The sequence below is a fragment of the Edaphobacter sp. FHG110511_03 genome (assembly GCF_059115365.1).
In genome coordinates this window covers 177,750-193,028 of record NZ_JBZYWL010000006.1, presented here as the reverse complement: position 1 = coordinate 193,028, position 15,279 = coordinate 177,750, and the positions used below count along the sequence as shown (strand labels likewise).

The window sequence follows — 15,279 nt, the reverse complement described above, 5'->3', positions numbered from 1 at the left end:
ACGGTCTACAATTGCCTGCATGGACAACGAGATCGGCGCTTTATTTCTCTCCGCCTCGAGCGCGAAGCTTGAGCAGATGACTGGCTTCATTACGAGCTGCATGAACAGGCTCACCGATGAGCAGGTCTGGCAGCGGCACGGCGCCCACGAGAACGCAATCGGCAATCTGATCCTTCATCTCAGCGGCAACATGCGGCAGTGGATCATGCACGGCGTCGGCGGTGCCGCCGACGTTCGGGTTCGCGAGGAGGAGTTCAGCACGAGCGAAGGCATGACGGCGGCCGAGCTGATCCGGATCTTCACCGATACAGTCGCTGAGGCTCGTGGTGTGATCGACTCCCTTCCTCCAGAGAGGCTGACCGAGAGGACCACTCCGCAGGGCCGGAACGTCTCGGTGCTGGAGGCGATCTACCAGGTGGTCGGGCATGTACAGCAGCACACCGGGCAGATCATTGTGCTGAGCAAACAGATGTGCGGAACCGATCTGGATCTGACAATGCCTCGACCGCGGTAACCCCTCCCCCTACATTTTGCGCAAAGTCTTGACTTATTTATCACTTAGCTTTGGACTAAGTACGCAAAGTCTTGATTATTCAGGCCAAGAACCGCAAAGTCTTCATTCTTCTAAGGTTAATAGGCCCACACGAAAAATCCCCCGGACCGGCGTCCGAGGGATTTTCTTTTGCTCTTTCATTTTACCAACCCAAGAGATACGAACCGGCAGAATTTATCGCCTCTATCCCTTGTGTTTATCGCCAGTTGTAAAAACCGGGAGTTGACAGCTACTCGACCTCATTCTTGGCGCGATAGCCATCGCGGGCGATCACAGAGTACTTCAAGGGCTTGTGCTTCTCGTCCTGCATCTGCAGGGGATGGCCCTCATTGTCGACCAGCTTCACCTCGACGCGACGATACGAGCCGTCGTTCTTGTTGTTCGTAGGCCGGTAGGTGAGGACGTACTGGTTTCGGATGGAGTCGTTGATCTGCGAAAAGATATCGGGGAGCGCGCCCTGGAACATAGGGTTGAAGCTCAGTCCGCCGGTCATTTTAGCGAAAGTCTTCATCTGGTTGTCGGCCTGAAGATAGTCGAGGCGAGCGATGGATCCCATACCTCCGCGGGCGTCGACAAGCTCACGGACGAGGGCTCCGGTCCCGATGGTGAAGATGGTGACGTTCGGGGTCGCCTTGACCTTGGCGAGTATCTTGTCGAGGGTGAGCTTCGAGAAGGTGTCGCGGCCGGTTCCAATGAGGATGATGTACTTGCGGCCCTCGATGCGGCTGGTCCGGTCGAGGGTCTCGTAGAGGGCGTCGAAGACGTTAGTGTCGGAGAAGCCTGGAATGATAAGCGACGAAAGCGCATTGCCGACGATCTGCTTGTTGTTGGTGAAGTCGGTCAGGATATGGGTCCGGAGGTCATAGGTGATGACGGCGACGTAGTCATCCGGGCGAAGGGTGTTGAAGAAGCTGAAGGAAGCGTTCTGCATGTCGCGGATGAAGTAGTAGCTGTTGGCCGCGAACTCCAGGAGCATGACCGCAGTAATTGGAGCCTGGGCCATCCGAACGCTGGTGATGGTTTGAGGAACGCCGTCCTCGAGGACAAGAAAGTTAGGGGCTTTGAGGCCAGGGACAAACTGATGGGTCTTGTCGAGGATGACGTTTACGTCGAGGTTGACGATGGGAACGTCGACCCGGATGGAGTAAGTCTCATTATTCGGGTTCTTGACCTTAGGCTCAGGAGGGGCGACGGGGGCAGGGGGTGGCGCCTCTTCCTCCTTCTTCTTCTTGATGACGATAGGACCGGTGTCGGTCTGAGGCCCCGCGGAGTCGTCCGCGGGCTGCTGGGGCGGCGGAGTCTGCTGCTGGGGCGCCTGCGCGGCTGCGGGAACAAGGCCAAGACTGAAAAGGACAAGAAAAGCAGGAACCGCACGACGAATTCGCAAGAAAGAGATCATCATCTGCAACTGTACTCCGTCCAGTTGGACGATAGAGAGGCAAGATGGGCAACAGCCTTTGCCTCTACGGATGTGTTTTATACCACAGAGAGAAAACCGGGGATCCTTTCGGCTACGCTCAGGGCAGGCTGTTCGACTTCATTCGGCAAAAAGGGCGTCAAACCTGGCTCAGGATGACATTTCTCTCTGCGACAGATCTCCATTTGCCTGGACAACCACTCCTTTCCAACGTGATGCGGGCCGTGCGCGAGTACATCCTGTCCACCTGAGACGTCCAAAGAGTAAGATCCGATTTTGGCCTTTCCCTAGAGGAGGACGACCGGAGCTCCGCGCTGGTGTTGCGGCTGCGCAAGCTCTAGTCTTGTAGACGTGATCAGCAAGCAAAAGACGCGGTGGTTGATGTACAGCCTGATGGCTGCGGTCCAGGGGATCGTGTGTCTTCCCGGAGCGCGTGCACAGGCGGTGAGTTCGACTGCAACGGCAAGCGCGGCAACTGTATACCTGCCGCCCACAGCGGCGGCGGCGATGGGTGGTTCCGGGGAGACGAAGGTCTTCCCGCTGAGCCAGTTGAAGCGCGGCATGAAGGGCGTCGCGTATACGGTCTTCGAAGGCGTGAACCCGGAGCCGATGCAGGTGGAGATTCTGGGAGTTCTCAAAGACTCCCTTGGCCCCGGACGGGATATGATCCTGGCCCGGCTGTATGGAACCAAGCCGGAGTTTACCGGGGTGGTCGCGGGAATGAGCGGGAGCCCGGTGTACATCGACGGGAGACTTGTAGGAGCTCTCAGCTACAGGATCGGACAGTTCAGCAAGGAGCCAATTGCGGGCATCACCCCGATCGAGCAGATGCTGGAGGTGCGGGATGGGGAGGTTCGCCCGGCGGCCGCCCGGGGGATCAAGGCTGCTCCAGAAGAGGCGACCGCAACCGGTCTGCCTGCAGTGAATGCGGGAGCGGGTGTCCAGATGCAGGCGATGGAGACGCCACTCGTCTTCAGCGGTTTCAGCCAGGAGGCCGTGGACCGGTTTGGGGACAGGTTCCGGGCGATGGGAATGACTCCCGTGGCAGGACTGGGCGGTGCGGATGCGAATGCTGTGCAACCGGAGCCGCTGGTACCGGGTTCGGCGGTAAGCGCGATCCTGGTTCGGGGCGATCTCTCTGTGGCGGGGACCTGCACGGTGACGTATGTGGACCCGACCCGGCTGCTGGCCTGCGGGCATCCGATTACGCAGTATGGTCCGGTGGATATGCCTATGACCAAGGCGGCTGTCGTGACGACACTTCCCTCTCCGCTGAATGCGTTCAAGATCGTGAACACGACGGAGACGGTGGGCGCCTTCACGGAAGACCGCGCCTCGGCGATCATGGGGCGATTTGGAACCAAGGCACGGATGATTCCGGTGACGGTCGAGATCGTGCAGCCGGCGGTTCCGGGCGGAACAGCCGCGAAGGACAAGACGTTTCACTTTGAGGTGCTGGACAATCGGCAACTGACTCCTTCGGCAATGCTGGTGTCGGTGTACCAGAGCGTGCAGGGTACGAACGCCGCCGCAGCGGAGATGAGCTACCAGATGAGCGGCGAGATTGGCGTGCAGGGACTTCCCGCAGTGAAGATGTCGGGCATGGTTGCGCAGAACGAATTGAATCCGGCCGCGATCAATGCGGCGTTGTTTGTGAATGATCGTTTCAGCCGGGTCTATGGCAATCCCCAGGATCAGCCTGTGGTGACGGACTTGAAGCTGAAGATGGTGGGGATTCCGGAGCGCCGGACGGCGACGTTGGAGTCGGCGCGACTTGGAGTTCTGGAGGCTCGCGCCGGCGATACGATCGACGCGGAGGTGACGTTGCGGCCCTATCAGGCAGAGTCACGGGTGATGCGCCTTAAGGTGAAGCTGCCGGTGGATCTGGCCTCGGGACCGGTGCGGGTGCTGGTAAGCGATGGCGCCACCGTTGACCGATTGCTGGGACCCAGCAGCCCGTTGCGCCGCGCGGAGGGACTGGCGGATGCGGTCGATCAGATGAATCGTCTGCACGCGAACGATCACGTTTATGTGACTCTGCTGAACCGGCAGGCTCAGGCGGTTCTGGAGGGAGAGTCACTGCCTGGTGTCCCGCTATCGATGGCCAACGTGCTGGGGCCGCTGAAAGACTCCCAGAGGCTAAGCCTGAGTGGCGAGAGCGTGGTGGAGGCTGGATCGGCTGAGGCAAGCTATGCGGTTACGGGGTCGCAGGTGTTGAATCTTACGATCCGGTAGCTTGCGGTAAGGCTGGCGCTATGCCTTAAAAAAATAAGGATGGCCCGAAAGGGCTCCCGTAAAGACGGGTATAAGTAGCTTTAGCTTCTTTTTCGATGAAGCATAGAATACGCTTTTCCCTCAAGGCTATGATGTAGCATCAAAAACACAGACGCCGGGAACAAAGCCAGGCGGAAAAAGGACACCTACTTCAGATGAGTGAGATTCGTGGCCTGGCTGTACATGCTGCCGGTGCACATCTGCTGCCGTACAAGTTCGATCCAGGCGAGATCAAGCCCTATGAGGTCGAGATCAAGGTCTCCCACTGTGGCGTCTGCCGGAGCGATGTCAACCTGATCGACAATGACTGGGGCATCAGCAAATATCCCTTTATTCCCGGACACGAGATTGTGGGCACGGTTGTGGGTATTGGCCCCCATGTTCGCAACCTTACTGCGGGACAGCGAGTGGGGGTGGGCTGGCAGGCAGATAGCTGCGGAATGTGCGAGTGGTGTCGAAAGGGCGAAGAGCATCTTTGTGCCCAGGCGCAGCCTACGTGCGTAGGCCGTAATGGCGGCTTTGCCGATCGGGTACGAGTGAACTCACGGTTCGCGATTCCTCTGCCAAAGGCTTTGGACAGTGAGAATGCGGCTCCCCTATTGTGTGCGGGAATTACGGTGTACTCTCCGCTGCGGAACCATGGGGTGCGGCCTTCGTCACGAGTTGGGATCATCGGGATTGGTGGGCTGGGGCACCTGGGGATTCAGTTTGCGCGGGTCTTCGGAGCCGAGGTGACGGCTTTTTCGACCTCGAAGGAAAAGGAGAGCGAGGCGAAGGAGCTGGGAGCGCACGAATTTGTAAACACGCGCGACACGGGAGCCTTGAAGAAGGTCGTGGGCTCGTTCGACCTGCTGCTGTCGACGATCAATGCGGATCAGGACTGGTCCGGGTATGTGAACGCGCTGCGTCCGAATGGGATGTTGTGCCTGGTGGGCGCTCCACCTTCGCCAATGCAGTTACAGGCGCCTCCTATGATCGGGGGGCAGCGAGCGATCTGCGGGTCCTCGACGGGAAGTCCGAGGGATCTACACGAGATGCTCGACGTGGCTGCACGCCATGGGGTGAAGGCGATCACGGAGTCCTTTGCGATGGCGAAGGCAGACGAGGCGGTTGCGAAGGTAAAGAAGAACCAGGTGCGGTATCGGGCGGTATTGGAGAATTAGGCGGAAAAATACTGAAGCGGAGTCAAGGCGGAGGCTGCGGTCTCCGCCTTGTTGCGTTCCGGTGCTTTAGACTCAGGTCACGATGATGCAACGGTATCTGATTCCTGTATGGGTAGCGCCGGTGATGTTGGCAGGCGCGATGTGGGCGCAAGGCACCAAGGTGTGGACGGTGGACCGCTACGACACGATGGAGCGCGGCACAGCAGACGGAGTCGCGATACGGAGCGATGGCCGGCTAGAGGCAGGGCCGGAGAGATCGATGCCGTATGACACCGGCAAGAGCTATGTGTGGTCGCTGGCGAGCGATCGCGCGGGAAATGGCTATCTCGGGCTGGGAGGAACCACGGCGGGCTCCGGCGTTGTGATGCGCGTGAGCGGTGATGGCAAGGCGGTGAAGCTGCTCGAGACGAAGGAGCTGGCGGTACAAGCGGTGACGGTGGCTCCGGATGGCTCGGTACTGGCGGCGACTTCTCCGGATGGAAAGGTCTACCGGGTTCCTGCCAGTGGAGGCACGGGAACGGTGATCTTCGATCCTGCGACGACAGAGGAGAAGCCGAAATATCTGTGGGGAGTTGCGACCGGCAGCAAGGGTGAGGTGTATGTCGCTACGGGGGCTCCGGCGGTCGTGTATCGCGTTCCTGCAGGTGGAGGCAAGGCGGAGGTGCTGTTCAAGACCGCGGACCAGCATATTCGCTGCCTGATGATGGGGCCTGACGGAACGCTTTGGGCGGGGTCGGATGGCACGGGCGTGATCTATCGGTTCGACACGAAGATCGCGGGAGCGAAGCCGTTCGCGGCGTATGCGGCTCCGCGAAGAGAGATCACTTCGCTGGCCATGGACGAGGCTGGAAATGTGTATGCGGCAGGTGTGGGAGCGAGAGGCTCGATGCCGCTGCCGCCGTTGCCGGTGACGGGAAACGTGGGGATCACGGTTACGTTTGCGCAGCCGGGGTCGTCGACGGCGGCAGGCGCGAACACGCTGGTCCCGGATGGAAGCGAGATTTACAAGATCGCGAAGGATGGAACGCCTGCGCGTCTGCTCGCGCTGAAGGACGACGTGGTGTATGCGCTTGCGTTCCGGAACGGCGCACTGCTGGCGGCGACGGGAAATCGCGGACGCGTGTATCGCGTGGACGTGGCGATGCCGGGACAGTTTACGGATGTGGCTCACCTGGAAGCGGCGCAGGGGATGGCGATTGCCCCGGCGAAGGACGGTTTGCTGGTGGCAACGAGCAACAGCGGCAAGCTGTTCCGGCTGGCGGATGCGACGGCGAAAGAGTCGGTGTATACCAGCGAGGTCTTCGATGCGCAGGGCTACTCGCAGTGGGGGAGGCTGGAGACGCGCGCCGAGTCTGCGGCACCGGGTTACGAGCTTTGGCTCCGAAGCGGAAATGTAGAGAGCCCGTTGATGGGCTGGAGCGAGTGGGCCAGGATAGGCGCGGAGGGATCCGTGACGGTTCCGCCGGGACGCTTCGCGCAGTGGAAGGCGGTGCTCCATCCTGGATCAGCGACCGGCATTGATGCGGTAGGACTGAACTATCTAACCCGTAACGTCGCACCGATGGTGGATGAGATTGTGGTGCAGCCGGGAGCTAAGGTTGCGGCTGGAGGAGGCACGCCTCCGAATACGACGGTGCAAGTGGCGTTTCCGCAGTCCGCGGGCTCCGCGCCCGTCGTGAACTTTCAGCCGGATGCAAATACGGCTCCGCTAACGGCACAGAAGGATAAGAACTCCGTGACGGCGCGGTGGCAGGCTCACGATGACAATGGCGACGACCTGATGTTCGCGGTGTGGTATCGCGGAGTTGGGGAGGCGAACTGGAGATTGCTGAAGGACAAGATCAACGACCGGTTTTACAGCTTCGACTCTTCCCTGCTGCCGGATGGGAGTTATGAGCTGAAGGTTGTCGCCAGCGATGCTCCGGTACATACGGACTCAGAGGCGCTGACGGGAGAGCGTGTGAGTCCGGTGTTCGTGGTGGATACAACATCGCCGGTTCCCGGCACGCTCTCGGCTACGCTTGTTCCCGCTGGCACGAATGCATCCTCTACCTCCTCGAGGATTCATGCGGTGCTGGAGGCTCATGATGCAACCTCGCCGATCGCGCATGCGGAGTATTCCGTGGACGCGGGGCCATGGCAGTATCTGGAGCCGGTGGGGCATGTCTCGGATTCACAGACGGAGCGCTACGACTTCACGGCCGAGATTCCCAAGGCAGCGACACCGGTCACCGATGCAAAGGAGCATGTGATTGCAGTGAGGGTCTATGACCGCTACGACAACATGGCGGCGGTGAAGGCGGTCGTGCGGTGACGGAGGGCGTTGCGGAACGGACAGAACGTGGCGTCGGCCGGTTCAATCTGTATCACCCCGATTTTTTGTTGCTGGTCGTCGACCTGATGGGAGTCTGCGTCTTCGCCGTGGAAGGGGCGCTGGCGGCGATTCGGTCGAACCTCGACATTCTGGGCGTGCTGGTGATCTCGTTTGCCACGGCGCTGGGCGGAGGCATGATCCGCGACGTGCTGATCGGTGCGATTCCTCCGAACAGCGTGCGCGACTGGAGATATCCGACGACTGCCATTCTGGGTGGAGGCGCGGTGTTCTTCTTCTACCAGATGTTTCAGCACATTCCGTCTCAGCTAGTAATTACGCTCGATGCAGCGGGATTAGCACTCTGCGCGATTGCAGGCGCGGGAAAGGCGATGGAGTTCGGAATCAATCCCTTGCTCTCGATCCTGATGGGAGCGGTTACGGGCGTAGGCGGAGGGACGATCCGAGACATTCTGCTGAACCGCGTGCCCGGAGTGCTGCAGAGCGATGTGTATGCTGCCGCGGCGCTGGCGGGCGCGTTGGTGGTGGTGATCGGCCTGCGTATGAAGGTGCCGCGATGGATGGTGATGACCTCGGGAGCCGCTGTGTGTTTCGTGCTCCGGATGGTAGCGGTGTGGAAGCATTGGAATTTGCCGAAGGTGATGGTGCAGTAACGGGATTGAGCAGTAGAAACGAGCAAGAACCAAAGGAAAAAAGGAGACTGTAACGATGGATCCCCAAGTCATTCAGATAAGCACTGGCGTAAGCGCTTTGTGGGTCCTGGCCAACATCTGCTACGCGGGGATGAAAGCCCAGGGACATCCAAGCCGACTGTGGCGCGTGCTTTCCTTTCTCTTTGGATTGCCGGGGACGTTGTTGTCTCTGCTGGTGGTGCAAGAGGGCGGTGAGAACGTCTACGGCATTTATCTTCCCAAGCGTAGAGATACTTTGTGATGCGATTTGAACTGTTCATTGCGGCGCGGTACCTGCGGGCGAAGCGGCGGCAGGCGGTGGTGGGAGTCATTACCGCGATCTCCGTGATCGGTGTGGCTGCCGGGGTGGCTTCCCTAATTATTGCGCTGGCGATTACGAATGGAATGCGGCGGGATATGCAGGAGAGGCTGCTGGGCTCGACTGCGCATGTGGACCTGATGAGGGTGGCTGCCGATGGAATTAAAAACTGGAGACCTTTGCTGGACAAGCTGAGGAAGATACCGCATGTGACGGCCGCAGCTCCCGGACTGTATGGGCAGGTACTGATCTCGCGGGGCGCGCGAAGTAGCGGCGGCTTGATCAAGGGCGTGATTCCAGCGGATGAGAAGACGGTCGGCGATCTGCTGCGGAAGGTGAACGAGGGTTCGGCGGCAGCGTTGGAGCCGGTGGATACTTCTGCGTCGGTGCAGGCGGTGCCTCCTATCGTGATTGGGCAGGACATGGCCGAGTCTATTGGAGCGAAGGTTGGAGATACGGTGCTGGTGACAAGCCCGCAAGGCGATCTGACTCCCCTGGGATTGATTCCAAAGTATCAGCGCTGCCAGGTGGTGGGGATCTTCAAGTCGGGGTTCTATCAGTACGACTCGACCTATGCCTTTATGCGACTGAAAGACACGCAGCGGCTGTTTTCGGAACCGGATGTCATCTCGGTGATCAGCTTCAAGCTGGACGATCTTTACAAGGCGGACAAGCTTGCGCGGGTGATCGAACTGGAGGCGGGCAAAGGTTTTCAGACGACGAGCTGGATGGAGCAGAACCGTGAACTGTTTCGTGCTTTGAAATTGGAGCAGATTGTTACGTTCATCGTGCTGGCTTTGATCGTATGTGTCGCCGCGCTGAATATTCTGATCGCGCTGACCATGATGGTGATGGAGAAGACGCGCGATATCGCGGTGCTGATGAGCTTTGGAGTTACGGAGCTGCAGGTGCGGAGAATCTTCCTGCTGCAGGGATTGCTGATCAGTGTGATCGGAACAGTGGTTGGATTGGTGCTTGGCTACGGGTTGAGCTGGCTGGGCGGTCATTACAAATTTATTCATCTGGATGCGGCGGTCTATTCGCTCGACTACCTGCCGTTCGCGCCTCGGATCTGGGATGGGGTGATTGTGGCGGCGGTAAGCCTGGGAGTGAGTTTGATTGCTACTCTTTATCCGAGTGGGAGCGCGGCGAAAGTGTTACCTGCGGAGGCGTTGCGGTATGAGTAGACAGAATCAAGTGGAGTTTGAGTCTTTCGCTGCCCAAATGTTGAAGCTGAAAGTCACCCATATCTGGAGAGGAGTTGGCTCGGTCATTTTTTTGGAGATGGGTGCCCTTACGCCGCAGATTCGCCGTGACGGCTCACCAGGCAATGGACGCGGAGAGATGGGACTAATGATCGAATGCAGCTGGCGCATTGAAGATGAGACTCACATTCTAGGCGGGAGCTGGAGTGACGAAAATGAGTGGCCAGAACTGTTTAAACAACTTCTTGGAACCTCTGTCAGCGACATCTCTCTATTCGCTCGACTACCTGAGATACAACTGAAATTCTCAAATGGACTTTATCTTTGCTCCATGATGACCTCAGATGGTGATCCTGAATGGGCACTCTTCAACAGACGCGAAGGCGGAACAAAATCGGTGTCGGTTCGATCTGGAAAGCTTAATTTCGAAAATGAAGTTTCAGAGGCTGCAGTATGAGTGATTTTCGGTTGAAGTATGGGCAGATCGCCCCGGCAGGGCTGGAGAAGCTACGGGCACTGGAGCACTATCTCAACGCCGACTCCGGGCTCGATCACATCTTGCTGGAGCTGATGAAGGTGCGGGCTTCGCAGCTAAACGGATGCGAGAGCTGCATCAGGGTTCATACCGCCGAGCTGAGGAAGGCGGGCGAGAGCGAGGAGAGGATCACCGGCATTGCCGAGTGGCGCAGCTCGCAGGCTTATACAAAGCGCGAGCGGGCGGCACTGTCTTGGACCGAGGTGGTGACAAATATTCAGGACGGCCACGCCCCCGATGCGGTGTATGACGAGGTGCGGGCGGTTTTCAGCGAGGTGGAGACGGTAAACCTGACCTTGGCGGTTGCGACGATCAACTCCTGGAACCGGATGGCGATCGCGCTGGGAATTCGTTCCGGGCTTGAGGTGAAGCGTTGAGCGAAGCAGGGATGGAGAACACCGGAGCTTATGGGAACCTGCAGCCTTTGCCGGTGGCCTCAGCTGGATCGAGGGTGGTTCTGCGAGCCGAGGGGTTGACCAAGGTCTATCCGGCGGTACCGGGCGCAGCGCGGGGCGAGGTGGAGCTGTTTAGGGAGCTCGATCTGACGGTTCGAGTTGGCGAGATGGTAGCGATCGTGGGCGAGAGCGGCGCGGGCAAAAGCACGCTGCTGCATCTGCTGGCCGCGCTGGACAAGCCGACCGCAGGCGAGGTGTATTGCGGCGAGGCTCGGTTGAGCCGATTTACCCCAAGACAGGCATCCGAGTTCCGCAATCGCGACGTTGGGTACGTCTGGCAGTTCCACTACCTGCTGCCGGAGTTCACGGCGCTGGAGAACGTTGCGATGCCGTTGCTGGCACGGGGTACGAGGCGCGGGGCAGCCCTGGAGCGGGCTGCGTTCTGGCTGGGCGAAGTCGGTCTGGGCGCGCGAGGGCACCATCGTTCGGGAGAGCTGAGCGGAGGCGAGCAGCAAAGGGTGTCGCTGGCAAGGGCCCTGGTGACCGATCCGAAGATACTTCTAGCGGATGAGCCGACCGGGGATCTGGATACCAAAACCGGAGAGGCAGTATTCGAATTGATTCAGGGACTGCACCGAACTCATAGGCTAACCAGCGTTCTGGTAACGCATAACCTTGATTTTGCAGGGAGATGCGGCCGGATGCTGCGGCTGAGGAGTGGGCGGCTGGAGGAGCAGGAGCAGTTCCCGAAGCAGTTATGAACCCGATTTTCACATATTGCGTCGAATAGGTATTGATGTAGTGTAAGCAATAACTTTTACGAGATCGATCGTAAGTTGACGCGGCGGCTACACTAGTACCAGTGGTTGGATGCGCCGCATAAAGCGGTAGCACCCAAAGTGTTCTCTTGGCGGGCAGGCTGGACGCAGGGAATGGAAGTGGTAATGGCGCCATCGACGGCTCCCAGGGCCGGGTGCGGTGGGCCGGGTTCGAAGGGGAGAACATGTTCGAACGGTACACAGAAAAAGCTCGGCGGGTTATCTTCTTTGCCCGCTACGAGGCAAGTCAGTTCGGGTCACCTTATATTGAGACGGAACACCTGTTACTGGGTCTGCTGAGGGAAGATAAGGCGTTGACGAACCGCTTTTTGCGGTCGCACGCCTCGGTTGAGTCGATACGCAAGCAGATTGAAGGACATACGACGATTCGAGAGAAGGTCTCGACGTCGGTGGACCTTCCGCTGTCGAACGAGTGCAAGCGGGTGCTGGCGTACGCGGCCGAAGAGGCCGAACGACTCTCGCACAAACATATTGGCACGGAGCACCTGCTTCTGGGTCTGCTGCGCGAGGAGAAGTGCTTTGCCGCGGAGATTCTGACGGAGCGTGGCCTGCGGCTGCCTGCGATCCGCGAGGAGCTGCAGCGGACGACGCAGGAGAAGACTCCTTCCTCGCAGTCGGGCAAGAGCCAGCGCGGTGAGCAGAGCATGCTGGCGGAGTTCTCGCGGGATCTTACGCAGTCTGCGCTGGACCAGCAGTTGGATCCGCTGGTCGGACGCGACTCTGAAGTGGATCGTGTCATTCAGATTCTGTGCCGCCGGACGAAGAACAATCCGGTGCTGATCGGCGAGCCTGGCGTCGGCAAGACGGCCATCGTCGAGGGGCTGGCTCAGAAGATCGCCGATGGCGAAGTTCCCAGCTTCCTAGCGGACAAACGCGTTCTTGCGCTCGATCTTTCGCTGATCGTGGCAGGAACGAAGTATCGCGGCCAGTTTGAAGAGCGGCTGAAGACGATCATGAAGGAGCTGATGGAGAATCAGAATTCCATCGTGTTCATCGACGAGCTGCACACGCTGGTCGGGGCAGGATCGGCGGAGGGTTCGCTGGATGCTGCGAACATTCTGAAGCCGGCGCTGAGCCGCGGCGAGATCCAGTGCATCGGCGCGACGACTCCTGCGGAGTATCGCAAGTCGATCGAGAAGGACCGCTCGCTGGAGCGGCGCTTCCAAGCGGTGAAGGTGCCGCCTCCGAACGAGGAAGACGCGGTCAAGATCATCATGGGGATCAAGGACAAGTATGAGAAGTTTCATGCTGTCAGCTACACGGATGATGCGATCACGTTCTCGGTGTCGCACTCGAGCCGGTATATCCCTGATCGCTTCCTTCCGGACAAGGCCATCGACCTGATCGACGAGGCGGGCGCGAGGGTGAAGCTGCGTCAGACTTCCCTTCCCGAGGAGCTGACCGAGGTTCAGAAGCGGATCAAGTTCATCGTGCACCGCATGGAGAATGCGATTGCGAACCATGAGTTCGAGAAGGCGCGGTTCTACTCGGACGAGGAGCGCAAGGAGCGAGAGAATCTGCGGGCACTGCGCGACAAGTATCACCTCGATGATTCTTCGGCGGGTATCGTAACGCGCGAGGATATCGAGGATGTCGTCAGCCGCTGGACCGGGGTTCCGGTGACATCGCTGAAGGAAGAGGAGACGCAGCGCCTTCTGCGCGTCGAGGAAGAGCTGCACAAGCGCGTGATCTCGCAGGAGAAGGCGATCTCGGCCCTGGCCCGTGCGATCCGCCGTTCCAGAGCTGGCTTGAAAAATCCTGCTCGCCCGATCGGAAGCTTCCTGTTCCTTGGGCCGACGGGAGTCGGCAAGACGGAGATGGCGCGCACACTGGCGCAGTTCCTGTTCGGCTCTGAGAAGGCGCTGATCCGATTCGATATGTCGGAGTTCATGGAGAAGCACTCCGTGAGCAAGCTGATCGGCTCGCCTCCGGGATACGTTGGCTACGAGGAGGGCGGACAGCTTACGGAGCGCGTGAAGCGCAATCCGTACTGCGTGGTGCTGCTGGACGAGATCGAGAAGGCTCATCCGGACGTCTTCAACCTGCTGCTGCAGGTCTTCGAAGATGGACAGCTGACCGACGGTCTGGGCAACACGGTCGATTACAAGAACACGATCATCATCATGACCTCGAACATCGGGGCCAAGCACCTGCAGAAGCGGCAGGGACTGGGCTTCCAGAGCGAGAAGGAAGACATGATCATGGACAAGATGGAGGAGCTGGTGAAGGGCGAGGTCAAGCGCACCTTCAATCCGGAGTTCCTGAACCGTCTGGACGAGATCATCATCTTCACGTCGCTCTCGGATTCGGACCTGATGCAGATCCTCGAGCTTCTGGTGCAGCAGCTGAACGTGAACCTGGTGCACAAGTCGATCACGATCTCGGTGACCGACGAAGCGAAGAAGTGGATCATCGAGAAGACGGCATCGGATCGCACGTATGGCGCTCGCCCTCTGCGCAGGGCGCTGCAGAAGTACGTCGAGGATCCGTTGTCCGAGGCTCTGATCGCGGGCGGCATCGCTGTGCGACCGGCGTTTCTCGAGGTCTACATGGAGAACAACCAGTTGTTCTATCGTCCGATCGCAAACGATGGCGAAGAAAAGGTCGGCGGGTTGGCGCTGTCGACGGTCTAAACAAACTTCGAAAATAAATCACGCCCCGGCTGCAATGGCCGGGGCGTATTGTTTAATCGCCGTGTTGAGATTGATTGAGAGAGAGGTCTAATGAATCGTCGTGATTTTTCCACCTTGCTTCCGGCATTGCTCGCCGGAGTCGCTGCCTTGCCGGAACATGCAGAAGCGGCGACCCTTCCTGTGCTGGAATCAGGCGTCTTCAAGCCAGGCTCTCCTTCCCATGGAGCCGTCCCCAAGAGAGTCTCGCAGCGTTATGCGATGGGAGTGCTGAAAGCGGGAAATATCCGCCTGGAGATTCATGAGACGACGCAGGAGGTCGGTGCGCCTCACGAACCGATCGAGAGCCATCTGCACAGCGAAATCTGGCTGGTTCGCGAGGGAACGGTGGAGCTGACGGTAAACGGGAAGGCGCAACGGCTGACTGCGGGGGAGATGGGCCTCTGCGTCGCCGGCGATAAACATTACATCCAGAATGTCGGAGATACGCCGGCGAGCTACTTCGTGGTGACGGTTGGGCCACCCGAATAGCTCGCCGGCTACATTACATTGGGTGGGGACTAGACCAGAGCCTTCGCCGATTTCACTGCGCTGTTGACTGCCCCGGAGACAGAATCTACAACCTCGCCAGCATGATCCCCAGCCTTATCCACAAGGTGAACGGCCTGGCTGCGGGCGCGCTTGATCGCTTCCTGGGCCTCGTCGCTGAAGTGCTCCGCCTGTGATTTCAAATAGTCGCCTGCATCCTGCAGGTAATCTCCTGCCTCTCCCATGCCTTTCCGTAATTTCCTACGGGTTCGTTCCCCACTTTGGGGGGCATACAGGAGGGCAATCGCAGCTCCGGCGGAGACGCCGATACCAAAAGCAAGCCAGTAGTTTTTTGCGCTCATACGGGAGTGACCTCGTCGACTTAGTATTTTCTCTATTTTTTTCATTGCCTTCACCA

General features: G+C 59.1%; 14 protein-coding genes. 12 read left to right on the top strand and 2 right to left on the bottom strand.

Going from position 1 to position 15,279, the window contains the following annotated elements; genetic code table 11:
* Positions 1-19 precede the first annotated feature (19 nt).
* Entirely contained in the window at positions 20-514 is a 495-nt protein-coding gene (locus AC5S26_RS23200; protein ID WP_494187328.1) for a DinB family protein, read from the top strand.
* A 268-nt stretch (positions 515-782) separates the two neighbouring features.
* Here the strand turns inward: AC5S26_RS23200 and AC5S26_RS23195 are convergent, their stop codons facing one another.
* Complete coding sequence (locus tag AC5S26_RS23195; RefSeq protein WP_494187327.1) at positions 783-1,955, bottom strand: VWA domain-containing protein; 1,173 nt, start codon at positions 1,953-1,955, stop codon at positions 783-785.
* Between the two features lie 366 nt (positions 1,956-2,321).
* Here AC5S26_RS23195 and AC5S26_RS23190 point away from each other — a divergent pair, with 366 nt between their 5' ends.
* The 11 genes from AC5S26_RS23190 to AC5S26_RS23140 all read left to right on the top strand — a co-directional run bounded on the left by AC5S26_RS23190 (position 2,322) and on the right by AC5S26_RS23140 (position 14,864).
* On the top strand, positions 2,322-4,205 hold the full coding sequence (locus tag AC5S26_RS23190; protein ID WP_494187326.1) for a SpoIVB peptidase S55: 1,884 nt from the start codon (positions 2,322-2,324) through the stop codon (positions 4,203-4,205).
* Between the two features lie 194 nt (positions 4,206-4,399).
* Positions 4,400-5,407, top strand: coding sequence for an NAD(P)-dependent alcohol dehydrogenase (locus tag AC5S26_RS23185; RefSeq protein WP_494187325.1), 1,008 nt, complete (start codon positions 4,400-4,402; stop codon positions 5,405-5,407).
* 82 nt (positions 5,408-5,489) lie between these two features.
* Entirely contained in the window at positions 5,490-7,721 is a 2,232-nt protein-coding gene (locus tag AC5S26_RS23180) for a fibronectin type III domain-containing protein (RefSeq protein ID WP_494187324.1), read from the top strand.
* Positions 7,718-8,392 carry a trimeric intracellular cation channel family protein gene (locus AC5S26_RS23175; protein WP_494187323.1) on the top strand — a complete coding sequence of 225 codons (675 nt, stop codon included), beginning with the start codon at positions 7,718-7,720 and terminating at the stop codon, positions 8,390-8,392. Before AC5S26_RS23180 ends, AC5S26_RS23175 begins: the two co-directional genes overlap by 4 nt.
* A gap of 55 nt (positions 8,393-8,447) precedes the next feature.
* Positions 8,448-8,672, top strand: coding sequence for a hypothetical protein (locus AC5S26_RS23170; protein WP_494187322.1), 225 nt, complete (start codon positions 8,448-8,450; stop codon positions 8,670-8,672).
* Complete coding sequence (locus tag AC5S26_RS23165) at positions 8,672-9,916, top strand: FtsX-like permease family protein (protein ID WP_494187321.1); 1,245 nt, start codon at positions 8,672-8,674, stop codon at positions 9,914-9,916. Before AC5S26_RS23170 ends, AC5S26_RS23165 begins: the two co-directional genes overlap by 1 nt.
* The gene (locus AC5S26_RS23160) at positions 9,909-10,391 is read left to right on the top strand and encodes a hypothetical protein (RefSeq protein ID WP_494187320.1); all 483 of its coding nucleotides are present in this window, start codon (positions 9,909-9,911) and stop codon (positions 10,389-10,391) included. The genes AC5S26_RS23165 and AC5S26_RS23160 overlap by 8 nt, the downstream gene beginning before the upstream one ends.
* On the top strand, positions 10,388-10,846 hold the full coding sequence (locus AC5S26_RS23155; protein ID WP_494187319.1) for a carboxymuconolactone decarboxylase family protein: 459 nt from the start codon (positions 10,388-10,390) through the stop codon (positions 10,844-10,846). Before AC5S26_RS23160 ends, AC5S26_RS23155 begins: the two co-directional genes overlap by 4 nt.
* Positions 10,843-11,625 carry an ABC transporter ATP-binding protein gene (locus AC5S26_RS23150; protein WP_494187318.1) on the top strand — a complete coding sequence of 261 codons (783 nt, stop codon included), beginning with the start codon at positions 10,843-10,845 and terminating at the stop codon, positions 11,623-11,625. Before AC5S26_RS23155 ends, AC5S26_RS23150 begins: the two co-directional genes overlap by 4 nt.
* A 242-nt stretch (positions 11,626-11,867) precedes the next feature.
* The gene (locus AC5S26_RS23145) at positions 11,868-14,336 is read left to right on the top strand and encodes an ATP-dependent Clp protease ATP-binding subunit (protein ID WP_494187602.1); all 2,469 of its coding nucleotides are present in this window, start codon (positions 11,868-11,870) and stop codon (positions 14,334-14,336) included.
* A 90-nt stretch (positions 14,337-14,426) separates the two neighbouring features.
* A complete protein-coding gene (locus AC5S26_RS23140) occupies positions 14,427-14,864 on the top strand; it encodes a cupin domain-containing protein (RefSeq protein WP_494187317.1) in 438 nt (145 codons plus the stop codon).
* Between the two features lie 29 nt (positions 14,865-14,893).
* Here AC5S26_RS23140 and AC5S26_RS23135 read toward each other — a convergent pair whose 3' ends face one another.
* Entirely contained in the window at positions 14,894-15,223 is a 330-nt protein-coding gene (locus tag AC5S26_RS23135) for a YtxH domain-containing protein (RefSeq protein ID WP_494187316.1), read from the bottom strand.
* Between the last annotated feature and the right edge of the window lie 56 nt (positions 15,224-15,279).